Below are 21,727 nucleotides of genomic sequence, written 5' to 3'. Positions count from 1 at the left end.
CAGTGCAGTCTAGACCACCTAACTCCCGTGCGGTTGTGCAGGCACTGTAGGATGGCCTGCGAGAACTGACTTATCCCCTACCAGAGGAGTCCTTGTAACAATGGCGAATGTCATCGATACCGTCGTAAACCTATGTAAGCGCCGCGGCCTGGTTTACCAGGCTGGTGAGATCTACGGCGGCTCGCGTTCGGCATGGGACTACGGCCCGCTGGGTGTCGAGCTCAAAGAAAACATCAAGCGCCAGTGGTGGCGCCACATGGTGCAATCCCGCGATGACGTCGTCGGTATTGATTCTTCCATCATCCTGCCACGCCAGACCTGGGTCTCGTCCGGCCACGTCGAGGTATTTACTGACCCGTTGGTGGAATCGCTCTACACCCACAAGCGCTACCGCGCTGACCACCTGCTGGAAGCCTACGAAGAAAAGCACGGCCACCCACCAGAAAACGGTCTGGCAGATATCAACGACCCGGAGACCGGCCAGCCTGGTAACTGGACTGAGCCGCGTGCTTTCTCTGGTCTGCTGAAAACCTTCCTGGGCCCAGTCGACGACGAAGAAGGCCTGCACTACCTGCGCCCAGAAACCGCGCAGGGTATTTTCGTGAACTTCAAGAATGTACTGACTTCCTCGCGCATGAAGCCACCATTCGGCATCGCGAATATCGGTAAGTCCTTCCGCAACGAGATCACCCCGGGCAACTTCATCTTCCGTACCCGTGAGTTCGAGCAGATGGAAATGGAGTTTTTCGTCGAGCCCGGTACCGACGAGGAATGGCACCAGTACTGGATCGATGACCGCCACCAGTGGTACATCGACCTGGGCATCAAGCCAGAAAACCTCCGTCTGTACGAGCACCCACCAGAGTCGCTGTCGCACTATTCCAAGCGCACTGTCGACGTGGAATACGCCTTTGGTTTCCAGGGCTCCAAGTGGGGTGAGCTGGAAGGCGTGGCCAACCGTACTGACTATGACCTGCGTGTGCACCAAGAAGGCTCTGGCGAAGACATGTCGTATTTCGACCAGTCGAAAGAAGAGCGCTGGATCCCGTACGTCATTGAACCAGCCGCTGGCTTGGGCCGTTCTATGATGGCTTTTCTTGTCGACGCCTACCACGAAGAAGAAGCCCCGAATGCCAAGGGTGGCACTGACAAGCGCGTCGTGCTGCGGTTGGATCGTCGCCTGGCACCGGTCAAGGTTGCGGTTTTGCCGTTGTCTAAGAAGGAAGAGCTGACCGGACCAGCGAAAGAATTGTCGCAGAAGCTGCGCCAGCATTGGAATGTTGATTTTGATACTTCCGGTGCTATCGGCCGCCGCTACCGTCGTCACGACGAAATCGGTACGCCATTCTGCGTCACCTACGATTTTGACTCTCTGGAAGACGGCGCCGTCACCGTCCGCGAGCGTGACACCATGGAGCAGGAACGCGTAGCTATCGAGGATCTGGAATCCTACTTGGCTGCACGCCTGGTTGGCTGCTAAACGCTTATAGCCCCGTAAAGGGGGCTCGAGAGAAAGGCACGCGCATGCGCTACACCAGTTGGGACCGCAATGATCGCAACACCCCGGTGTTGTTGGAAGAAGATGGGCCGAACCGTCTGGGAGTCTTCAGTGACGAGCTGGCGCGGCTCGATGGGGCCAACTGGCAGCTTCAGGTGGAACAATCCCGCGGGATTGAAGCAGTGGATGCGGAAACCTCGCAGCCGAAGCTGTCTGTCGACGGCAACCTGGCGCGTGCCCAGCGTGTGCTCGCCCGGGTGGGGGAGCGCGAATTTACGTTGATCAATGAATCTGGCAAAAACTGGATCATTGATGATGAAAACGGCGCCAAGGTTGCACAGTTCAGTGGCACCAACCGCGGGGTTCGCCGGGCTATTCTGGAGTTCGACGGAGAACAATCACTGAGCCGGGATGAAATCATCGCGTTGAGCTTTACCGCGCGCATGATTCTGGAATCACGGCTATCGTCATCGGCCGTCGGCATTATCGCCACGCTGCTGTTGTGCACGATCGTGGCGATCCTGGCCTTTTTGTTCTAGCCTGCTCTCGTTTTTTGTTTTAGAACGAGCCGCCGGAGTGGCCGCCGCCGAAGCCGCCACCTCCGCCGAAGCTTCCGCCGCCACCAAAACCACCGCCGAAGCCACTGCTTCCACCGGAACCACCCAAGATGGATCCGAGCACCATACCGGTCAACAAAGAACCAGTGGAGCTGCGGCCACGGCGGTAACCACGTCCGGTGGGGCCGCCGAAACCACCATGCGAATTCATTGACCGCTGGTGATCTTTGACGTCATCTTCGGCACGTTTAATCGCTGCTTGCGCGGCCTGGCCCGCACCACGAGCAGCCTCGATGGCTAATCGGGCATCGGTCTGCCGCAACTGCAAGGCTTCTGCGTGCATGCGCTGGGCGTCGGCAAGCGCGGTTCGAGCCCCAGATTTTACGATGCGGCCGCGGGAAGAGATTAAATCTTCTGCCGACTGAATCCGGGAGTTCGCAGACTGCAGCTGCTGCTGCAACAGCTGCAGCGTGCGCTGGTGATCCGCAGATTTTTCGCGTACCCGGTCCAGCTTGTCGTCGAGCTCAGTATCGGCATCCAACAGCTGGTTATAGCTGCCCAACGGGTCGGTGTTTTTATTTTCCTTGGCGTGGGCCAGTGCTTCGCGCGCGGAGCCAACGACGGCATCGAGCCGGTCCCAGTCCGCTGGGGTGCCATCCTGCGTGCCTTGCTGTTTCAGCTGGGCAGCCTCGGCAATTTCTTCTTCGACTTCGGCAATAAGATCGTTGATGCCAGATTTCGCAGTGGCAATATCTGAGCGCGCGTTTTCCACGCCGTCGAGCAGGCGAGTGGTGACTTCCAGCGCGTGTTCAGTTTCGCGAATCGTTTCCACCAGGCCCTGCTGCTGGCCAGCTGGCTTGTCCTGCAATTCGTTCGCGTGGGCGAGCAAATCTTCGGCCTCTTCCAATGAGACCTCAGCCATTTCTGGGTTGTCGATGATGGTGTGCAGTACTTCTGGCGAGTAGTTTTCCTGCAGTGAGGCCATGGTGGATTGCGCCCGCTGCAGTTGGGAGCGGGCAGCGACGCTGCGCTGAGTAAGTTCAGAAACCTTGGAGTCAGCTTGGGCCAGCAAGTTACGCATCTCCGCGAATTTCTCGGCTTGCGAATCCAGCTCGCGGTCGGCCTTGCCGCAATCCGAGATAATCTCCACCAGCCGGGCGCGGCGCTGGTCTTCCGGCACGGCGTTGTGGGAATCCAGCTCTTTTTTCGTGCGGAAGGCGCGCTGCATGACGGATTTCGAGTTGTTCATCGCGCGGGTGAATTGCCGGGCGCGGTCGGCACCGAATTCCGCGATGGCCAGGTCCAGTTCTTCTTTCGCACGGCGGATCGACTCATCCGTCGAGGTGATTTCTTCATCGGCGCGTTCTTCCAACGTCGCCACCGGTAGCCGCAGTAGTGAGCTGGTGTCGTCCGGCGAGATTCCGCGGGCATCACTCAACAATTTCGACGAGTTGTGCTTGTTCTGCCTGCGGTTGTAATACCAGACACCACCGCCACCTGCGACGACGGCTAGACCACCGGCGGCGAGCCAACCAGCACCCGAAGAATCACCGTTGCCACCGCTAGAGCCGCTGCCGCCGCCAGCTGAACCGGTGCGCACAGCCTGTGCGGCAGCCAGCCCAGCACCGGCGAAGTTGTCGTTGATCAGCTCGTCGTAGGCAGCCTCCGAGGCAGCATCGAGCTTGCTTTGGCTCCAGGTGCCACCCGGCGAGGCGTAGACGTCGTATTGCCGGTCATCCACGGCGATTGCCAGCACGCCAACGTTGCTACCTTGCCCGCCGCCGTTGGCCGCGGCGGTGGTTTCGGCATATTCCTGCGCACTCATGCCACCGAAGGTGTCTGTGTAGACGATATAAAACTGAATGCGATCCGACTGTTGCAGCTGCTTGAGCTCGTCGTTAATGGCTTGCTCATCATCCGGGGAGAGGATGCCGACGCCGTCGACGAGTTGGCTGTCGAGCCGACCTGCATCCACCGCCTGGGCCAGTACCTGCGAGTACTCCGCGACCGCAGGGGGTTCGGTGGCAGCGCTTGCACCGGCCGTACCCAGGCCGAAAGACGCGGCCCAGCCGGTGGCAGCCGCTGCCGCAGCAATACCGGCTGCAGTGCGGAAACCGCCGCGGGTGCCCGAACCGAGCAGGCGGCGTCGAAAAGCGACGGCTTTACCGGGATGTGCAGCGTCGTAGGCGTCGCAAGGACGTGAAGTACGTCCACGCGAGAAACCTGCACGCGCTGTGGAAGCTGAGGATTCGAAAGAAGCTGAATTCTGCCGCATGGCGACGATGTTACCCGTCTGCAGTAGCGCGGTAAGGCAGACTATAGGACGTGAAACCACAAACAATCGCACGAGCAGGGCTGGCAACGCTTACACTCGCGCCCGCAATAATCGCGGCTGTGCAAGCATCCCGCGTGCTCACTATCGCTTATCGACGGCGCTACCTGCCGGTTTATGATCCAGAAGCCATCGTGGTTATGGGCACCGCACAGTACAACGGCACCCCGTCGCGGCAATTCGCGGCGCGTTTGGATCAGGCGGTGTTTGCCGCACACATTTTCCCGGATGCCCAAGTGCTGTGTGTCGGTGGTGCGTTGCCCGGCGATACCGTCACCGAGGCGGAGGTTGGCGCGGACTATCTTCGGGCTCACGGGATTGTGCGGGCAGAAGCCGTCGGCAAGGGCTCTGATAGTGCGGCGAGCTTGGCGGCGGTGTTGAGCAGGTACCCGCACCTGCAGGGCCGCGATGTGCTGTTGGTGACCGATCCGAATCACAGTGCGCGGGCGGAGAAAATCGCGCGCAGGTGTGGGGTGTTGCCGCAGGCGTTTCCTACTCCGGATTCGCCGAGCCAGTTTCCCAGTCCGGCCTGGTGGAAATCGCTGCTGCATGAGATCGGCGGGTTGACGGTGGCGGATGTGTATGTGCTGGCAGGAGCCTCCTGTGCGGTTAGGCTAGAAAGTGTGTTGCGCAGGGTGCAGGCGATCGTGTGGCCATCGCGTCGGATGCGGCATGAGTATCTGCGTGCCCAGCATGCGCGGGAACAGCAACAGCAAGACCAACAACAAGAACAACAACAACAAGACCAGCAACAGGGGAGCAGCCAGTGACAGCAGCTGGGAATGACTACCGCTACTACCGCTATAGCCAGGCGGATATGCAACGCCGGTTTGGAGAGCGCGCGAAACAATCACTCTTGACGACGGCTAGCACCGGTGGTGCGGCTGGTACCGGCAGCTCCATCGACCCCGCGACGGCGGAACAACGCGACGAGTTTTCCCGGGATCGTGCCCGCGCGTTGCACTCGGCTGCGTTGCGTCGGCTAGCGGACAAAACCCAGGTGGTGGGCCCGCGCGATGGGGATACTCCGCGCACTCGCTTGACGCATTCCCTGGAGGTCGCGCAGATTTCCCGGGGCATTGGCGAAGGCCTGGGCTTAAACCCGGACCTGTGTGAAATGGCAGGGCTGATTCACGATATCGGCCACCCGCCGTACGGCCACAATGGCGAGACCGCGCTCAATGAGCTTGCCGACGAATGTGGCGGCTTCGAAGGCAACGCGCAAACGCTGCGGATTCTCACGCTGCTGGAACCGAAAATTCTGGACGACGCCGGTGCCAGCTGCGGGCTGAACCTGACCCGGGCGGCACTGGATGCGGCGTGCAAATATCCGCGCACCAAAACCAACTCGGATGGCAGCACGAATCGGAAATATGGCTGCTATGACGAGCAAGCCGATGTGCTGGAATGGATCCGCGCTCACGACCCCGCGGGCAATCACCGCAGCGGCCAGGCGCGTGCCACGATGGAAGCACAAACCATGGACTGGTCTGACGATATCGCCTATTCCGTGCACGACGTCGAAGACGGTGTGGTCGCCGGGCGCGTGAACCTGGCTGTGCTCTGGGATCTGGTGGAGCTAGCCGCGTTGGCAGAAAAAGGGGCCAAGGCCTTCGGCGGGGATGCGGAAGAGCTGCTCGACGCCGCCGGGGCGCTGCGCGATTTGCCGATCATCAATGCCGCGGTTGATTTCACCCCCAGCTTGCGCGGCTACGTGCAGCTGAAAGCCATGACCTCCGAGCTCGTCGGCAGGTACGTCGGCGCGACTATTGCGGCGAGCCGGGAGCACAATGCGGAGCTCGTCGACAAGGGGCAATTGGGGCGCTACCAGGGCACGCTGCTGGTTCCGCGACAGGCAGAAGCTGAGGTAAAGCTGCTGAAAACCCTGGCTGTGCTGTATGTCATGGATGAGCCTTCGCACCTGGCGCGGCAAGATCGGCAGCGCGAGCGGGTCTACAACGTTTATGACTATCTGGTGGCGGGCGCGCCGGGTTCGCTGGATCCCATGTTTGCGCTGTGGTGGGAGCAAGCAGAAACTTCGGCGCAGCGCCAGCGGGTGATCATTGATCAGATAGCGTCGATGACGGAATCGCGGCTGGAGCGCCTAGCACAGCAGGCTGCGCAGTTGTCCGGATTTTTGCACTAGTCCAGCTACGCTGTTGTGACGGGAAAAGGTAGTCTTTGGGCATGGCTCAAGGACGGATCCCCGATAGTGATATTCAGGCAATCCGCGAACGCGCAGCTATCGACGAGATCGTCGGCGAGTATGTACAGCTGAAAAGCGCGGGGCATGATTCGTTGAAGGGCCTGTCACCGTTTAAAGACGAAAAGACGCCGTCGTTCCATGTGCGCCCGCAGCGCGGCTATTATCACTGCTTTTCTTCCGGCAAGGGCGGCGATGTTTTCAGCTTCCTCATGGAAATGGAGCAGCTGAGCTTCCCGGAGGCGGTGGAAGCCGTCGCGGAAAAGATCGGTTATCACATCACGTACCAGGGCGGAACCACTGGTGGACGGCGGGAAAAACCTGGTACCCGCCAGCGCCTGATCCAAGCCAATCGCGTGGCGCACGAGTTCTATCGTGAGCAGCTCGAAACAGAGCAGGCGCGCACCGGGCGCGAGTTTTTGCTGGACCGCGGGTTTTCGCGCGAGCAGATTTACGAGTTTGAAATTGGTTATGCCCCGGCTGGGTGGGACACGATGACCAAGCACCTGCTGCGCAAGGGCTTCGAGTTCGACGAGCTGGAAAAGGCAGGCCTGTCAAAGATGGGCAAGCGCGGCCCGATAGACCGTTTCCACCGCCGTTTGCTGTGGCCCATCAAGGATATCGCCGGCAACGTGATTGGTTTTGGTGCGCGCAAGCTTTTCGACGACGACAAGCTAGGCAAATACATGAACACCCCGGATACCATGCTGTATCACAAATCCAAGGTGTTGTTTGGCCTGGACATGGCGAAAAAACATATCGCTGCTGGCCACCAGGCCGTGGTCGTGGAAGGCTATACCGATGTCATGGCGATGCATGCCGCCGGGGTAAAAACCGCGATCGCTGCCTGTGGTACCGCTTTTGGTCAGGACCACTTGCAGGTGATCCGCCGGTTGATGCTGGACGATAATTATTTCAATGGTGAGCTGATCTATACCTTCGACGGCGACGAGGCCGGGCAGAAGGCTGCGCTGCGGGCGTTTTCTGGCGAACAGAAATTTTCCGGGCAGTCCTTTGTGGCTATTGCCCCGCCGGGGATGGACCCGTGCGATCTGCGCCTGGAGCGTGGCGACGCCGCGGTGCGGGATTTGGTGGCTGACCGCATCCCGATGTTCGAGTTCGTGATTCAGTCCATTTTGGCCAGCCACAAGTTGGATACAGCGGAGGGCCGCTTGCAGGCTTTACGACGAACCGTGCCGGTGGTTGCCGGGATTCGTGACAAACCACTGCAGATGGAATACGCGCGGCGGTTGTCTGGCTGGGTCGGCTGGGAAAGCCCGGATGAGGTCGTCGCACAGGTGCGCAAGGAATCTGCGAAGGTACAGAACCCACAGGAAGCGGTGAAGCGTGCGCGTCGGTTTGATAATGACAGCCAGCGTGATGCCCGGCAGGATAAGCCCGGCATCGTCGCGCCGAACCCGCGGGATACGTATTTGTGGCCGCAGCGCGAATCGCTGAAACTGGCGCTGCAGTACCCGCAACACGTCGGCGAGTATTTCGACGGCTTGGGTGAGGACGTGTTCAGCAACGAGGCCTACCGGGCGGTGCGGGCTGCGATTTACCAGGCCGGGGGAGTAGCCAATGCCAGCGACGGTGTCGACTGGATCGCCGCGGTGGCCGAGCACATGGCGGATTTGGTGGGCCGCTCGCTGGTGTCGGAACTTGCTGTAGAAGAGATCCGCTACGCGAATGCGGGGCTGGAGGCTTACGTCGACATGGTGTTATCCCGGTTGCAGGAAGCGCGGGTGGGCGATCAGATTGCGCAGTTGAAAGCGCAGCTACAGCGCATGCGCCCGAGCGACGATGAGCAAACCTACCACTCTTTGTTCGCTGATTTGGTGGCGCTGGAGCAGGCGCGCCGGGACCTGATTGCGCGCGCGTTTCGGTAGTAAGTTGGCGCGGGTCGGGGGGTTGTGTTTAGCAGCCTTCCTTGCAGTTAGACCTTACGGGCTGGTCCTTATTAGCTAGTCTTCGTCGTGTTCGTAGATGCGGTCTGCTTCTGCGTGACCGTCGTAATCATCGTGGTCGCGGCGGCCGTTTTTGCCAGCGCGCAAGTCTTTGATTTCACGCATACGTGGTTCTGGGTCCAGCTTGTTTGCGATGGCTTTGCGTGTAGAGCGAGCCACGGACTGGGTGACCGGGGAGTTAATGGCCTTTTCGTAAGCGCCTTTGATCTGGTGGAACCGCTTTCGGCCCGCCTTCGTGCCGAAGACGTATCCCGCGGTGGCACCGACGACGAACTGAATCATGGTGAAACGTTTCCTTTTTCCTTGCGTTGCGCACAAGCCTGCGCAGTGACGTGCAATGAACTGGGCTCTAGCCTACCTGTCTCGAGGGGCAGGTGGTGTGGGGATGTTGGGGATTCCACCGCGGCGTGGTGGGGAGAGTTTGGTGTTAAACCTGGTGCTTGCTAGCTGCCGCTCTGCCGCGCTGACCAGAGCAAAAGCATCCATGGCGAGGAATGCATGGATATTCTTGCCGACGCTGCGCCTGGTCAGTATTTTTAGGCTTGTTAGCTCGTTCAGCGCTGCTCGGGCAGTATTTGCCGATACGCCATATGCCTGCGCAACGAGGTCGACAGTCAGCATTGGCTGCGAGATCAGTGATGATAACAAGCGGGCGGTTAAAGAATCTGTACGCACCTTGCGTTCAGAACTTCTGGAACACGAAAATTTTTCATTCCATTCTGTCTGTAATTCGTTGATGTCGTCGAATAGTCGTTGTGCTTCATCGGCTGCGATATCGGCTGCAGTGAGAAATGTGTCGACCCATGCTGCGAGTGCTGTATCGCAGCATCTTGTGTCCACAGTGGAGTTGCGTGTTTCGTCGTCGAGGGCACGAAAAGCACTAAGCCCGGCAAGATATTTATCCGACCACGTCGCCAAGACCATGCTGAGTGGCAGGATTGGCGACGGACATAAGCCTCTTCTTTGCAGGATTGTGTGAATAACCGCTCGACCTACGCGCCCATTGCCATCAGCAAAGGGGTGAATGGTTTCGAATTGGGCGTGTGCGATTGCTGCTTGAATGAGCGGGCCGTGTGCTGCACCGTTAATGAATCGTATTAAGTCTTCTAGCAAATCCGGGACATAGATGGGTGGGGGGTGGTACAAATTCCGCATCTAATGGATGCCAATCTGAGCCACCGATCCAGTTCTGCTGCTTGCGGATACCATGAAGTTCGCTGCGTGCGATGATGGTTCGCTGCATGGTTAGCAATCTTTCGAGGCTAAATTTTTCAGCGCTGGTGTCTGTTGCTTCAATGTCATCGAGTATTTTGACATTTGCGGCAACTGCGCGTGCAGTATCGGTGACTTTCACGATGCGGTCGTCAGAATCCGACAATTCCGCAATGGCAACTTTGTCCGCAGCTGGTGCTAATCCTTCGATACGGGAGGACGAGACCGCTTCTGAGCGGAGCAAAAAACGAGTGACGCCTTCGAGACCTTTATGGGCGGGAGCTGCGGCAAGATTCCGAATTTTGTGTTCGACCTGGGCGGCTTTTAGCGATAGTTCTTCGGGGATATGTAAATCCCTGTGCGCGAGGAGCTCAGGTAAATAAGCACGGTAAGTACCGGCAATCCGATCCCGGCGAGTCGGGGCAGTATCTGCAGGCGTCCAGTGTAGTTCGATCCATCGTGGTAGTGGCATTCGAGTTTCCTTTCTGTCACAACCTTAATACTTTTCCTTGTGTTCATCCGGTCGCCAGTACAAGTTTAAGTATTAAACTTGTACTGCTTTCTTTATGAGCACAAGTTAAGTCAGCTTTGTTGGCTCATGGGGTGGAGACATCTGGCAGCGAAGAGATGCCTGGTTATGAAGGCGCGCCTAGCTGTTTTAAGGCAAGTGTAACCACGGTCATGTCATATACTCTTGTGATATATGCCCCACATTTTGGGGTTTGAGTACCTAGTTGACGTGTCACTAAAGGTATACTCGCTAAACGTGTCGAGCTGGAGTTCTCAGAGGCTAGACACCGCCTCCCCAGCAAACGTTGGGAAAACTCACAAGACTCATAAGAAGGGTTGAAGACATGAAATCGAATAATTTCCGCCGCGTTTCCATCGCAGCTGCAACCGCCGCTCTGGGCCTGACCCTCGCAGCCTGCAGCAATGGTGGTAGCTCCGCCCCAGTGACCGTCACTGAGACCGCTGCACCGGCAGATCAGAGCAGCCAGAGCAACCAGAATGGTGGCAAGGAAACTGTCACCGTTACCCCTGGTGCCGACGCTAACGCGAATGGCGGCAATGCTGGTCAGGCTGGCCAGGCTGGTGGCAACGCTGCTACCAACGATCTGCCAACCGAAATCACCGGTTACTCCGGTGAAGCAGAGCGTGACTTGACCGAAGAGCGTCTGACCAAGGACGAAGTAGCTCAGGTTCTGCAGCGTGCCCACAATGGCGAAGGAAAGGTCAAGTGGGACAACGACGGCTACTGGGAAGTTGAAGTTGGTGGCGTCGACATCGACATCGACCAGAACGGCCTGGTGCTGAACGTCGACCGCTAAGAGGTCACCAGGCTTTTGCATAGGCTTTGTGACTATGCAGAGCATTCAATAATTGGTTCTTTTGGGAACCCAGCGAAACCGCCCGATGTGCATGCAGCGCACCGGGCGGTTTTCTTATTGCCAATTTGCTTTAGACTCTAGGAGTCGGGAATGAGAAAACGGTGTGTTCCGAATTCGGCAACGAGGGAGTCAGGACCGAAGCATATGAAAACGGACGTTGCGATCATCGGCGGCGGGTTTGCAGGAACCTCGGCTGCTATTACGTTGGCACGAGCTAATCGCTCGGTGGTGCTCGTGGATTCAGGGAAGCCACGAAATAGATATGCTGAGCATGCGCACGGAATATTGGGGTTTGATGCTGCCTCACCGTCCGAAATGCTGGATGCAGGACACCGCGAGTTTCTATCTTTTTGTGGGAAGATCGTGGAAGCGTCAGCTACCTCGCTGACAGCGGATGTGCACTCTACGCGGGCAAACACAATCAGCTGGCAGGTAGTGCTTTCAAACGGTGAGATGATTCATGCCCGGCAAGTACTCGTCGCAACGGGGATTGCTGACAAATTACCTGCTGTTTCCGGATTGCACGAGCTTTGGGGTTCCCGAATCTTCCACTGTCCGTATTGCCATGGGTACGAGATTCGGAAGAAAAAACTTGTCGTCGTTGGAGGGGAAAATCCCGGGTTTACCTTTCGGATTACTAAGCTGCTCTCGAAATGGACTGGCGACATCACGTTTTATCCCAATGGGCTGGATCTTTCTGAGCAAGAACAGGACAGTATGGAAAGGCTGGGGATTACCATTGACCCACACACGGTGCGCGCGGTGTCGAAATCCAGCCAGTATGAAGCGGGAATAACGGTGCAAACGGATGCGCGTGAAATCGACTACGAAGCGTGTTTTACTGGGCCCGATTTCATGCCTAACGATGGGCTTCTGCGTGACGCTGGCTGCGCTGTGGACGGTGGCTGGGTGATTACGGAAGCGGGAAAGACTTCGCAGAACGGAATATGGGCTGCGGGCAATGTAATTAGCTCTCCGGATCAAATTCCGCAAGCTATGGGAGCAGGTGCCGCGGTGGCGATCAAGATCGACCAGTATATGTTCGACCAAGACCTGCCGGTTATCGATTAGCCCCATGTAGCAGGGGGTGGTGCGCCAAATCGTGGATGTAAGAAATCGCTCAAAACCCCACGACAATTCCAAGACATGTGGCGTGAATTCCGCCTCTTTTTAAGCGTGCCCAAGGGCGACGAAACCCCGCTGAACAGCGAATTCGCTGCTCAACGGGGCTATGTATTGCTCCTCCAACTGGGCTCGAACCAGTGACCCTTCGATTAACAGTCGAATGCTCTGCCAACTGAGCTATGGAGGAATATTGCTGACGACTTCCGGCTTGACCTGCGATTCAGAGTCTCTCTGAACTTTTCGGTCTGTGCCTTCCGGCGCAACGGTGATTAACTATATAAGCGTATTTAATACAGCGCAAATCGCCAGCTTAACTATGGTTTTTCGGCCTTTATTACTTCCTGCCATAGCGCAATACTGTGACGTTGGCCGAGACTGGAATTTTTCGCGGACTCATACCGTTGCGAAGGAATGTAAGGCCTACCGAATCATCACATGGCAGACCAACTAAACCCGAGAAGAAAGGTCTAGACACGAATGAGTGAGAACATGAACGTCGACGTTCTAGTCATTGGCTTCGGCAAAGCCGGAAAAACCATCGCTATGAAACGAGCCGCAGCAGGCGACCGCGTCGCCCTCGTTGAGCAGTCCAGCGCGATGTACGGCGGAACCTGCATCAACATTGGCTGCGTGCCGACGAAAGCCTTGCTTACCGACGCAGAAAGCCACCACACTAAGCCAACCGCCGATGACTCCACGGCCTTTGCGCAAGCCATCCAACGCCGTGGCACTCTGACCTCCAAAATGAACCAGATCAACCTGGACCTTGCGAAAGACAAAGGCGTCATTGTCGTTGACGGCCACGCCAGCTTCGTCAGTGAGAAAACCGTGGAAGTTACCGGTGGTGACGATCGTCTGGAGATCACTGGCGAGACCGTCATCATCAACACCGGCGCTGAGCCGGTTGTTCTGCCACTGCCAGGCGCAGACCTGGAGCGCGTCATTGACTCCACGCAGGCGCAGCAGTTGGACGAGCGCCCAGATTCCTTGCTCATCGTGGGCGGTGGCCCTATCGGCATGGAATTCGCAACCTACTTCGCGAAGTTCGGCACCAAGGTGACCGTGGTCGATACCGTCGACAAGCCATTTGCCAACTTTGATCGCGACATCGCAGAACACGTCGGCACGATCATGGACAACTTGGGCATCACATGGGTGACAGGAGCCCAGGTCACTGAATTCCGTGAAAACGGTGCTGATGCAGTAACAACCGTGTGGAAAGACGGCGATGGCAACGAACAGACCGCCGATACCGCGCAGGTGCTGGTCGCTGTTGGGCGCAAACCTGTCACGAAGAATCTCGGCCTGGATAAAGCCGGCATCGAGCTGACCGAGCGCGGCGCCGTAGCCGTCGACAAGCACCTGCGTACCAACGTCGAAGGCGTTTATGCCGCGGGAGACGTCAATGGTGGGCCACAATTTACCTACGTCTCGTTCGACGATCATCGTGTGATTCTTTCGGACCGCTGGGGCGATGGCTCCCGGACGACGGAAAAACGTGTGGTTCCGACGACGACGTTCATCGACCCGCCGCTGGCGACGGTTGGTTTGGGCGAAGAAGCGGCCCGCGAAGAGGTCGAAGCGCGCGGAAACACTCTGGATGTCAAGGCTGCAGACATCAAGGATATTCCTATCATGCCGCGGCCAAAGATCCTGGGTAAGCCAGAAGGCCGTGCGAAGATTCTGGTTGAGCGCGAAACGGACCGCATCGTGGGCGCAACCCTGCTGTGCGTCGATGCGCAAGAACTGATTAACACGCTAGCGCTGGCGATGTCCGCTGATATTCCGGCTAGCACCGTCGGCAGCGGCATCTACACCCACCCAAGCTCAAGCGAGGTTTTTAACGCATTGCTGGGGTAGTGGTAGACGGCGATTAATTTGCCGTTATACTTAAACAACAGTTTTGGCACCTCGGCTCGGGCGCTTTTTCGCAAGGATCCCGCGGAAGAGCTTTTCGGGCCGTGACGTGCGGAGACTGGAAGGGGCTATAGCTCAGTCGGTTAGAGCAGTGGACTCATAATCCATTGGTCGCGGGTTCGAGCCCCGCTGGCCCCACAAAAGCCAGGAATTTCGGCGTTGTTTTGCTTCCTTCTCGTCAGGAATAGGCGTGCCAGTGTTGGACACAGTGCCATGCAAGGAGCTGCCGGGGGTAACCAAGCTGGAATGCAACTGGCGTATCTTTCGAGGTGTATTATCGCGAATAACAACAGCCAACGGGGTTGATTAGGGCGAAAGGAAGTTGATGACTGATGCAGAAGATTCGGAATTGGCCGGAAATTCGAATCGGGATTCTGTCCCTGTTCGACCTCAAAGGGGAATGGACGATTCGCCAGATGCAAAAGGCAATGCCAGCCCCGAAGACCGGCGGAAACCTCAATCAGACGCTGACACAAGGGGCGACGCGAGCAAATCGGGAGATTACCCGTTTCTTCTCGCTCAAATAAGCGCTCATCTGCAAGAAAACCATCTTCATCTTCCAATTGTTGCTCCAGATCAAGAGCAACTTGCGAACATTAAAGAAAATAGCCCCGAGCTTTATGAAATCTACCTAGACTCAATCCGCAAGGCAGTTGATGCAGATTATATCCAGCGGACCTATCCTTACACTGAGCCAATAAAGACGGTGCAATCGGGGCGCCGCTATGGTCTGGCCGCGGTTCTTTCGGTACTTGCTGTTGCGACCATTGCTCTTGTCCTCGGTCACCCAGGATTCGCCACAGCCATTATCGCTATTGACGTAGTAGCGCTGGCTGCAGTATTCAGTTCTGGTCGTGACCGAGGAACACCAAACGAGTAGGGCGCGTCATTGCTGTGCCTGGCTCGTCCCATCGACATATTCTCAGGGACGTAAGGCACAACCAAAAGTGGCTTAGCCGATATTGGTAGACCAGGTGTGCACCGGCTTGCCGGATTTCTGATTGTCGATATAAGCGCTGAGCATACGTGCGATGGCTTGCCGACGCGGCGTGCTATCCGGGACGTCATGCCCCTCGGCACTCGTGTAGGTTGTGGAGTCAGCAGCGGTCGCGTTATCGAGTGCTGCTAGCTGCCAGGTTGCCCCGTTTTGTCGCTTCCGGGCGCGCCCTTCGATGATCCCGAGATGCTTCTGAATCAGCGCCGGATCCACGGCAAGCTGCTTCAAGCCCTGCTCTGCTTGCTCCAATAAATGCTCGGTCACCAGCTCAGACGCCGGGATGGTTCCTAACGTCGGCCACGTCATCTGCGCGTGAATTCCATCGCGAGCGCCGGTGAAGAAGTTGCTCGTGGCGTCGGCAAAAGACAACCGCGACCACACCGGCCGAGTCTGGCCGACGAGGAAGTTCACCAGGCCATAATAAAACGCGGCATCGGCCACAATATCTGCCACGGTGGGGCCAGCGGGCAACAAGCGGTTTTCCACGCGGATATGGGAAAGCTCGGTGTTTGGATCATATATCGGGCGATTCCACCGCCAAATAGTCCCGTTTTGTAGGTTTAGGTAGTGCAAACCGGGCTTGCCGTCGGTGACGATCGGAGTTCCGGACTCCACGCGGTCTTCGGGTAGCAGCGGCGAGAAATAGCGCACGTTTTCTTCGAACAGATCGAAAGCGCTGGTGATCCACCGTTCGCCGAACCACACTCGTGGCCGTACCCCCTGGGTTACTAATTCTGGGGTACGGGTATCGATGGATTGCTGGAATACCGGAATGCGTGACTCGTGCCAGAGCTTGTGCCCAGCGAACAGCGGAGAGTTCGCGCTGAGCGCGGTTTGTATGCCAGCGATGGCTTGGGAAGCATTCCACGCGGCAGCGAAATGGTTCGGTGCTACCTGCAGGTGCAGCTGGATCGACGTGCAGGTGGATTCCGGAGCGATATCTTCAAAACTGTGCCGGTATTTCTCCTGGCCTTCCAACGCAATGTCAACCAGTTCGCCGCGGGATTCCAGTACAGAATTCGACAATGCTTTGTAGCGATTCTCTGAGGTCATCCACGCTGGATCTTCCAGAAAATCGGTGGTCACGCTGGGGAGCGTTCCGATCATCGCGACTTCCGCATCCGCCTGTTTCGCGGCTTCACGCACGGTGTTCAGACGCCGGTTGAGCCCATCTTCGAGCTTTTCCAGGCCGGCGCCAGCAATCGATAGCGGAGGGTGGTTCATCTCCACGTTATAGGCGCCAATTTCCGACTGGTGTTCGTCGTCAAGCGCAGCCAATACCTCACCGTTGCACGTCTTGGGCTGCATATTCTTGTCGACGAGATTGAGCTCGAGTTCCAACCCGATGGTGCCCTGATCGATGAACTCGGCCTGTTGCAAGTGGCGATCGAAGACCTCGAGATCGTCGATCAAACGTTGGCGGTAGCGCGTGCGCTGGCGCGGCGTATAGGACTCGGTACTGACTGCATCACCCATGCTGGCCAAGTATAGACCGGCGTGCGCAGGGGATTCGGACTTTTATGCAGTGCCGGGGCGGGTGCGGTGGAATGGGGCGACTTTATACTTCTTTATACTTTCGGCCAATTTATAAATAAGTATAAAGTCGCGCAGCACAGCACTTCACGCTGAGGCTGCACGATTACTCCCACACCCCGGCGACATAAGTGGCCTGCGCGAGATGCGCGGTGGCGTCGTCAATAATTGACACCAAGCGGGTTCCGCGGCTGATTGGTTGGCCTTCATATTCGGCGATGATGTCACTGAGATCATCATCAGCGAGGCTGCGGCAGTAGTCGGCTAATGCATCAAGCGTTGCGGCGACGTAGCTGCGTAGGTGCTCGAAGGCTGCAGCATCCTGGAGCTGGATCTGTGCGGCATCGTTGGCAGAATGACCGTAACCCAGGCTGTCGCCGGCGTCACCAAGCGCCAGGGCGTCCCGGCACTCGCTGGAATACCACAGCTCGTCGTCGCTGGTAAGGGCCGACAGCTGCACATCAATCTCACGGCCGGTATGCCAGATCAACCAAGCGATGGAATTGGGGTGGCCCTCCGGGTGCTGGTTGAGCTGCTTGGCACTAAGGCGGGGGAGCGCGTTGAGTACGTCTTTTGGTCGTGCTGCGAAGTCTAGGAGTACGTCGATTCCGTTCATGCACCCCATGGTAGTTCTGTAGTAGTTATCGGTAGCAAGCTCGTTGTTTTAGCGAAGCAATGCCGGTGTTGATACTGTGGGGTCAGTCAATTTTCAAGGGGGAGGAAATTTGTCGCTCTAGATGCATCAAGAGCCACTCATGCAGTTCACTGTTTTGGAAGAGTGATGCGAGTAACTGGACTAGCGGCAAATAACGATTAGGATATGAAGCATGAACATGATCCGCAAAATTCTCGACGATGTGTCGAAAATTCACATGTCGCAAACACCACGGGTGGAGCAGGCGGCACGCGAGATGCACTTGAGATCAGCGACCAGGACGCAGCGAGCCTTCGGCCGGGTTGGGGGACGGATCAATTACCAGATGAACAGGTACTCACAGGAACTGGAAAATTCGCCGCGATAACATTCCAGGGGCCGATTCCACCGCCTTCGGTGATTGAGGACTACAACCGGATATCCGCGGGCGCTGGCAGCCAAATTCTTAAAGATGCCCACGAGGATGCGGTACAAGACAGAGAAGTAAGTAAAAGGTCTTTTGAGTTCGCGATTTTTGAAGCTAAAGTCAGACTCGTTGCAGCGGTCATGTTTCCGTTGATTGCCTTTTTATTTATTTCGTTATTCTTATTTTTCTTGGAACCCCCTGAATCATTAGTCGGTGCAGGCGTTGCAGGAATTGGTGGCATTACTCCTTTAGTCCATGCGCTCCTTAATCGAGGCAAACAGCGATAACGAGCCTGGTATCTGCCTTGACTGAACTAGTGCGGAGGGCGTGGATAATCATCCTTACGCTAGCAGTCCCGTTGCAAACGCGACGGACACGATAATCACGGAAAACACCCATGCGATTGGGAAGGCCAGCTTCAAGTAGCGGCCCATCTGCGCGTTCGCCAGGCCGAGTGCCAACCACAGAGCCGGGGAGAACGGCGAGACGAACGTACCAATCACGTTGCCCAGAATCAGCGCGCTGGCAGCACCCAAGCCGGAAATATCGTAGGCGGCGACGGTTTCTTGCACGATCGGCAGCACAGAGAAGTAATACGCATCAGTCGAGGTCAACAGGTCCAGCGGAACACCCAGCATGCCGACGGCGACGTGCAGGTATGGCCCGGCGGCTTCCGGAAGCACACCAATCAGCGACAACGCGATGGCCTCCAGCATGCCGGTTTCGTTCAACACACCCAGGAACATCGCGGCGGCGATAATGATTCCGGCCATCGACAGAGCATTCGGCGCGTGTCGTTTCAAAGCATCGGCCTGCTCCGCCTGCGAGGTGAAGTTGATGATCAACGCCAGCGTGGCGGCAATCAGGAAGGTCGGTGCAGGAGGCAACAGCCCAGCCAGCAACACCACCAGCGCGGCCAACACAACCAGCACATTCAACACAGTCGGCACGGTGCCTGAGCGGAACTCGTAGCCCTGCTGTTCCTGTTCCTCGCGCTGCTTTTGTTCGAATTCATCGGCAATGGCATGCACATCGACGTCGTCAGTGGCGGGAAGATCACCCGCGGCCTGCAGCGCGCTAATCCGGCGCTTTTCTCGCACACCCAGTGCAAAAGCGATGGCCACCACGAACACCAGCGCCAGCCCCTGCATGGGAATCAGGTGCATCCACACGGTGTTCGTGTCCTGCGAAATCACCGCACCCGCGCGCCCCAGCGGCCCGCCCCATGGCACCATGTTCATCACGGACGCAGCCAGCGCGACGATCGTCAGCAACACATACCGTGACATATGCAGCGCCTGGTAGAGCGGCAGCAGCGCAGGAATCGTGAGCAAAAACGTCGTCGAACCCGAACCATCCAGGTGCGCGACCACACCAATCAGCCCCGTACCGACGGCAACTGCCACCACATTGCCGCGCGTAGTTTTGATGAGCGCGCGAATGATCGGTGTGAAAAGCCCAACGTCTTGCAGGATGCCAAAGAAGATGATCGCGAAGATGAACATCACGACGACCTTCATCACTGAGCTCAGGCCTTCTTCGAAGAACGTCGAGAGATCTTCCAACCCAAAACCGGTAATGAAAGCACCGATTACCGGCACCAGCGTCATGGGGATCAGCGGGTGGGTTTTGCCGCGGATCAAAATGCCGACGGTGGTACCAACGATGAGGAGACCCATCAGGGTCAAACCGAGCTCAGTCTGCATACGCAGTACAGTAGTGTGCAAGCTTACAGTGACCAAACTAATGAGCGAATCATCACTGTCTCGCTTGCCGACGCCCGCACTCCGCTTGCCGACGCCATCAGGAAGGAATTATGTCAGCTGAGATAATCACCGCGCTGCTGGTGGGATCGCTCGCTGCCGGTTGGGTCGATGCCGTGGTTGGCGGTGGTGGGTTGATTCTCATTCCGCTGATTCTGGTGCTCAACCCGAGCATGGCTCCCGCGCAAGCACTGGCTACTAATAAAGTCGCCGCGATTTTTGGAACTTCTAGTGCCGCGATCACGCTCTCGCGCCGGGTTCCATCGGCGCTGCATGCCCTGAAATACGCTCCGCTGGCTTTGGTCGGTTCGGCGGCCGGGGCTTTGCTGGCAGCGAGCGTCGACAAGCAGGTGATGCGCCCGGTGATCATCGTGTTACTGGTTGCGGTTGGAGTGTTTACTGTGGTGCGCCCGTCGTTTGGGGCGGCGAAAGGCCCATCGGCCGGGCCGGCGGCTGCCAGCAAGGGCGCGGAAAAGAATATGGCCGCACGTCGTTGGGTGGGTCTGCTCGCGTTGGTTGGCGCGATTGGGGTGTACGACGGCGTGTTTGGCCCGGGCACGGGGTTGTTTTTGATCATGGGCTTTGTGGCGCTGCTGGGTACTGATTTTATTGCCAGTGCCGCGCGGGCGAAGATCATTAACGTCTCGACGAATATTGGTGCGTTGATCACCTTCGGATTGCAGGGCGAGGTGCTGTGGCTGCTTGGTCTGGCGCTGGCGGTGACCAACGTGGTGGGTGCACAAATCGGTGCGCGGATGGTGCTGGGACGTGGTACTGGATTTGTGCGCGTGGTGTTGCTGGTGGTTGTCGTCGTTATGGCGGGAAAGCTCGCGCTGGATCAGGTGGGGATTACCGGCTAGCTTTTGTGAGCTCAGACTGATTCGGTTTCTGGCTGGTTTAGACGCTGACTGCGCGGCGCGGCGTATCCTGGTGGCCATGACTACGAGCGAAAACTTCACCATTGAAGGCCACAGTGGCATCCAGTTGGCGGCGCGGTTGGAAAGCCCGGCCAACCCCAGTGCGTATGCCTTGTTGGCGCATTGTTTTACCTGCTCAAAGGATTCTCCGGCGACATCGCGCATCGCTAAGCAGTTGGTGCAGGAAGATATCGCGGTGTTGCGCATTGATTTCGCGGGCCTGGGGCATTCCGAAGGTAATTTCGAAGATTCTACGTTTTCTGGCGACGCCCAGGATGTGGTGGCGGCTGCGGAGTGGTTGGAGGAGAATTATCAAGCCCCTCAGTTGCTGATTGGTCATTCGCTCGGTGGTGCGGCGGCGTTGGCTGCGGCTGCCGATATTGATTCGTTGCGCGCGGTGGTCACCATCGCCGCGCCGTACGATCCGGAGCACGTCACCGGCTTGTTCGCTGGTGCGCTGGACGATATCGCTGAGGATGGCTCGGCGTCGGTGAAAATTGGTGGCAAGACCGTCTGCGTGGGGCAGGGGCTTGTCGACGACCTGCGTGGCTTTGATCAAAAAGAGCGCATTGCAGCGATTGATGTGCCGTTGTTGATCATGCACTCGAACGCGGATGAGCTGGTGGATATTCACAACGCGCAGGGGATTTACCGCGCGGCACGCACCGTGAAGTCGTTTATTATGCTTGACGGCGTCGACCACTTGCTTAACAAAGATAAGCAGGCGCAGCACGCCGCGCAGATGCTGGCTGGTTGGGCTCGGCCATATTTGCCGGATACCCCGGATGTGGATAGCGATGATTGTGCCGACGAGCGCTGCAGCTATACCAAGGAAGGTGTTGTTGAAGCACGATTGACTGGTGATGGTGATTTCGCCACCGAGCTTCGTGCCGGAAACCATCGCTGGATCGCCGACGAGCCGACGAGTGTGCCTGGGGCTAAAGATACTGGCCCGAACCCGTACGACATGCTGCAAGCCTCGCTGGCTACATGCACCGCGATGACGATGGGCATGTATGCTCGCCGCAAGAAGTGGGACATGGGCGATACTAAAGTTACCGTGACCCATGAGCGAGACAAGCAGGGCGTGACGACGTTTACCCGCGTGCTGCATTTCGATTCCGCTGTGAGCGAGGAGCAGCAGAAGAAGCTCACGGCGATCTCCGAGAAATGTCCAGTGCACAAGACTTTGCACGGTGAGATCCATATTGCGACGGAAACCAGCTAGTTACATATATGACCACGTTTCACAAGGAG

At 57.5% G+C, this 21,727-nt stretch carries 19 protein-coding genes, 2 tRNA genes and 1 pseudogene; 13 read left to right on the top strand and 9 right to left on the bottom strand.

All coding sequences use genetic code 11. The annotated features are described in order from the left end of the window. Positions 1-100 precede the first annotated feature (100 nt). Positions 101-1,480 (top strand): glycine--tRNA ligase, encoded by a 1,380-nt coding sequence (locus ACP8MI_RS07960; protein ID WP_049148080.1) that lies wholly within the window; start codon positions 101-103, stop codon positions 1,478-1,480. Positions 1,481-1,524: 44 nt separating this feature from the next. Beyond that, on the top strand, positions 1,525-2,037 hold the full coding sequence (locus ACP8MI_RS07955; RefSeq protein WP_201810426.1) for a hypothetical protein: 513 nt from the start codon (positions 1,525-1,527) through the stop codon (positions 2,035-2,037). A 19-nt stretch (positions 2,038-2,056) separates the two neighbouring features. Here the strand turns inward: ACP8MI_RS07955 and ACP8MI_RS07950 are convergent, their stop codons facing one another. Continuing rightward, positions 2,057-4,330 (bottom strand): TPM domain-containing protein, encoded by a 2,274-nt coding sequence (locus tag ACP8MI_RS07950; RefSeq protein WP_018120377.1) that lies wholly within the window; start codon positions 4,328-4,330, stop codon positions 2,057-2,059. Between the two features lie 50 nt (positions 4,331-4,380). On the opposite strand from ACP8MI_RS07950, the gene ACP8MI_RS07945 reads away from it, so the two are divergent. Genes ACP8MI_RS07945 through dnaG form a run of 3 tightly spaced genes read left to right on the top strand, consistent with a single transcriptional unit; the run spans position 4,381 to position 8,479 of the window. Beyond that, positions 4,381-5,157 (top strand): YdcF family protein, encoded by a 777-nt coding sequence (locus tag ACP8MI_RS07945; protein ID WP_236658174.1) that lies wholly within the window; start codon positions 4,381-4,383, stop codon positions 5,155-5,157. A 47-nt stretch (positions 5,158-5,204) separates the two neighbouring features. Then, entirely contained in the window at positions 5,205-6,533 is a 1,329-nt protein-coding gene (locus ACP8MI_RS07940; RefSeq protein WP_039733824.1) for a deoxyguanosinetriphosphate triphosphohydrolase, read from the top strand. A 41-nt stretch (positions 6,534-6,574) separates the two neighbouring features. After that, positions 6,575-8,479 carry a DNA primase gene (gene dnaG, locus ACP8MI_RS07935; protein WP_018120380.1) on the top strand — a complete coding sequence of 635 codons (1,905 nt, stop codon included), beginning with the start codon at positions 6,575-6,577 and terminating at the stop codon, positions 8,477-8,479. A 75-nt stretch (positions 8,480-8,554) separates the two neighbouring features. On the opposite strand, the gene ACP8MI_RS07930 is transcribed toward dnaG, so the two are convergent. The 4 genes and pseudogenes from ACP8MI_RS07930 to ACP8MI_RS07915 form a co-directional block, all read right to left on the bottom strand. Further along, positions 8,555-8,839, bottom strand: coding sequence for a hypothetical protein (locus ACP8MI_RS07930; protein WP_018120381.1), 285 nt, complete (start codon positions 8,837-8,839; stop codon positions 8,555-8,557). Between the two features lie 72 nt (positions 8,840-8,911). Continuing rightward, a complete protein-coding gene (locus tag ACP8MI_RS07925; protein WP_051067303.1) occupies positions 8,912-9,481 on the bottom strand; it encodes a DeoR family transcriptional regulator in 570 nt (189 codons plus the stop codon). A 102-nt stretch (positions 9,482-9,583) separates the two neighbouring features. Then, positions 9,584-9,670: pseudogene (locus ACP8MI_RS07920) on the bottom strand (Fic family protein); the annotation flags it as partial. Further along, positions 9,642-10,241, bottom strand: a complete 600-nt coding sequence (locus ACP8MI_RS07915) for a Fic family protein (protein WP_051067304.1) — start codon at positions 10,239-10,241, stop codon at positions 9,642-9,644. The pseudogene ACP8MI_RS07920 and the gene ACP8MI_RS07915, both read right to left, overlap by 29 nt. A gap of 382 nt (positions 10,242-10,623) precedes the next feature. On the opposite strand from ACP8MI_RS07915, the gene ACP8MI_RS07910 reads away from it, so the two are divergent. After that, complete coding sequence (locus ACP8MI_RS07910; protein WP_018120382.1) at positions 10,624-11,097, top strand: hypothetical protein; 474 nt, start codon at positions 10,624-10,626, stop codon at positions 11,095-11,097. A gap of 204 nt (positions 11,098-11,301) precedes the next feature. Further along, the gene (locus ACP8MI_RS07905; RefSeq protein WP_018120383.1) at positions 11,302-12,228 is read left to right on the top strand and encodes an NAD(P)/FAD-dependent oxidoreductase; all 927 of its coding nucleotides are present in this window, start codon (positions 11,302-11,304) and stop codon (positions 12,226-12,228) included. A 168-nt stretch (positions 12,229-12,396) separates the two neighbouring features. Here ACP8MI_RS07905 and ACP8MI_RS07900 read toward each other — a convergent pair. Next, positions 12,397-12,469, bottom strand: a tRNA-Asn gene (locus ACP8MI_RS07900). 290 nt (positions 12,470-12,759) lie between these two features. Here ACP8MI_RS07900 and ACP8MI_RS07895 point away from each other — a divergent pair. The 3 genes from ACP8MI_RS07895 (at position 12,760) to ACP8MI_RS07885 (ending at position 15,079) form a co-directional block, all read left to right on the top strand. After that, positions 12,760-14,142 carry an FAD-dependent oxidoreductase gene (locus tag ACP8MI_RS07895; protein WP_018120384.1) on the top strand — a complete coding sequence of 461 codons (1,383 nt, stop codon included), beginning with the start codon at positions 12,760-12,762 and terminating at the stop codon, positions 14,140-14,142. Between the two features lie 121 nt (positions 14,143-14,263). Further along, a tRNA-Ile gene (locus ACP8MI_RS07890) sits at positions 14,264-14,337 on the top strand. Between the two features lie 187 nt (positions 14,338-14,524). Further along, the gene (locus ACP8MI_RS07885) at positions 14,525-15,079 is read left to right on the top strand and encodes a hypothetical protein (protein WP_018120385.1); all 555 of its coding nucleotides are present in this window, start codon (positions 14,525-14,527) and stop codon (positions 15,077-15,079) included. Positions 15,080-15,151: 72 nt separating this feature from the next. Here ACP8MI_RS07885 and ACP8MI_RS07880 read toward each other — a convergent pair whose 3' ends face one another. Together ACP8MI_RS07880 and ACP8MI_RS07875 are read right to left on the bottom strand one after the other, a co-directional pair. After that, the gene (locus ACP8MI_RS07880) at positions 15,152-16,672 is read right to left on the bottom strand and encodes a glutamate-cysteine ligase family protein (RefSeq protein ID WP_018120386.1); all 1,521 of its coding nucleotides are present in this window, start codon (positions 16,670-16,672) and stop codon (positions 15,152-15,154) included. A gap of 163 nt (positions 16,673-16,835) precedes the next feature. Further along, positions 16,836-17,345, bottom strand: a complete 510-nt coding sequence (locus ACP8MI_RS07875; RefSeq protein ID WP_018120387.1) for a DinB family protein — start codon at positions 17,343-17,345, stop codon at positions 16,836-16,838. Positions 17,346-17,549: 204 nt separating this feature from the next. On the opposite strand from ACP8MI_RS07875, the gene ACP8MI_RS07870 reads away from it, so the two are divergent. After that, positions 17,550-18,077: a hypothetical protein gene (locus tag ACP8MI_RS07870; RefSeq protein WP_155860932.1), complete on the top strand. Its 528-nt coding sequence runs from the start codon at positions 17,550-17,552 to the stop codon at positions 18,075-18,077. 54 nt (positions 18,078-18,131) lie between these two features. Here ACP8MI_RS07870 and ACP8MI_RS07865 read toward each other — a convergent pair whose 3' ends face one another. Then, entirely contained in the window at positions 18,132-19,517 is a 1,386-nt protein-coding gene (locus ACP8MI_RS07865; RefSeq protein ID WP_337891759.1) for a citrate:proton symporter, read from the bottom strand. Between the two features lie 89 nt (positions 19,518-19,606). On the opposite strand from ACP8MI_RS07865, the gene ACP8MI_RS07860 reads away from it, so the two are divergent. Further along, a complete protein-coding gene (locus tag ACP8MI_RS07860) occupies positions 19,607-20,413 on the top strand; it encodes a TSUP family transporter (RefSeq protein ID WP_049149020.1) in 807 nt (268 codons plus the stop codon). A gap of 76 nt (positions 20,414-20,489) precedes the next feature. Next, positions 20,490-21,698 carry a bifunctional alpha/beta hydrolase/OsmC family protein gene (locus ACP8MI_RS07855; RefSeq protein ID WP_337891758.1) on the top strand — a complete coding sequence of 403 codons (1,209 nt, stop codon included), beginning with the start codon at positions 20,490-20,492 and terminating at the stop codon, positions 21,696-21,698. Positions 21,699-21,727 lie beyond the last annotated feature (29 nt).

Source organism: Corynebacterium sp. LaCa_70 (assembly GCF_058182015.1).
The sequence above is the reverse complement of the archived record's forward strand: the minus strand, read 5'-3'. Positions and strand labels throughout refer to the sequence as shown.

Coding starts and splice junctions, on each gene's coding strand:
- dnaG (WP_018120380.1), top strand. CDS start 6,575: ATGGCTCAAGGACGGATCCCCGATAGTGATATTCAGGCAATCCGCGAA.
- ACP8MI_RS07910 (WP_018120382.1), top strand. CDS start 10,624: ATGAAATCGAATAATTTCCGCCGCGTTTCCATCGCAGCTGCAACCGCC.
- ACP8MI_RS07880 (WP_018120386.1), bottom strand. CDS start 16,672: ATGGGTGATGCAGTCAGTACCGAGTCCTATACGCCGCGCCAGCGCACG.
- ACP8MI_RS07930 (WP_018120381.1), bottom strand. CDS start 8,839: ATGATTCAGTTCGTCGTCGGTGCCACCGCGGGATACGTCTTCGGCACG.
- ACP8MI_RS07950 (WP_018120377.1), bottom strand. CDS start 4,330: ATGCGGCAGAATTCAGCTTCTTTCGAATCCTCAGCTTCCACAGCGCGT.
- ACP8MI_RS07915 (WP_051067304.1), bottom strand. CDS start 10,241: ATGCCACTACCACGATGGATCGAACTACACTGGACGCCTGCAGATACT.
- ACP8MI_RS07855 (WP_337891758.1), top strand. CDS start 20,490: ATGACTACGAGCGAAAACTTCACCATTGAAGGCCACAGTGGCATCCAG.
- ACP8MI_RS07860 (WP_049149020.1), top strand. CDS start 19,607: ATGTCAGCTGAGATAATCACCGCGCTGCTGGTGGGATCGCTCGCTGCC.
- ACP8MI_RS07875 (WP_018120387.1), bottom strand. CDS start 17,345: ATGAACGGAATCGACGTACTCCTAGACTTCGCAGCACGACCAAAAGAC.
- ACP8MI_RS07960 (WP_049148080.1), top strand. CDS start 101: ATGGCGAATGTCATCGATACCGTCGTAAACCTATGTAAGCGCCGCGGC.
- ACP8MI_RS07905 (WP_018120383.1), top strand. CDS start 11,302: ATGAAAACGGACGTTGCGATCATCGGCGGCGGGTTTGCAGGAACCTCG.
- ACP8MI_RS07870 (WP_155860932.1), top strand. CDS start 17,550: ATGAAGCATGAACATGATCCGCAAAATTCTCGACGATGTGTCGAAAAT.
- ACP8MI_RS07940 (WP_039733824.1), top strand. CDS start 5,205: ATGCAACGCCGGTTTGGAGAGCGCGCGAAACAATCACTCTTGACGACG.
- ACP8MI_RS07955 (WP_201810426.1), top strand. CDS start 1,525: ATGCGCTACACCAGTTGGGACCGCAATGATCGCAACACCCCGGTGTTG.
- ACP8MI_RS07885 (WP_018120385.1), top strand. CDS start 14,525: ATGACTGATGCAGAAGATTCGGAATTGGCCGGAAATTCGAATCGGGAT.
- ACP8MI_RS07925 (WP_051067303.1), bottom strand. CDS start 9,481: ATGGTCTTGGCGACGTGGTCGGATAAATATCTTGCCGGGCTTAGTGCT.
- ACP8MI_RS07895 (WP_018120384.1), top strand. CDS start 12,760: ATGAGTGAGAACATGAACGTCGACGTTCTAGTCATTGGCTTCGGCAAA.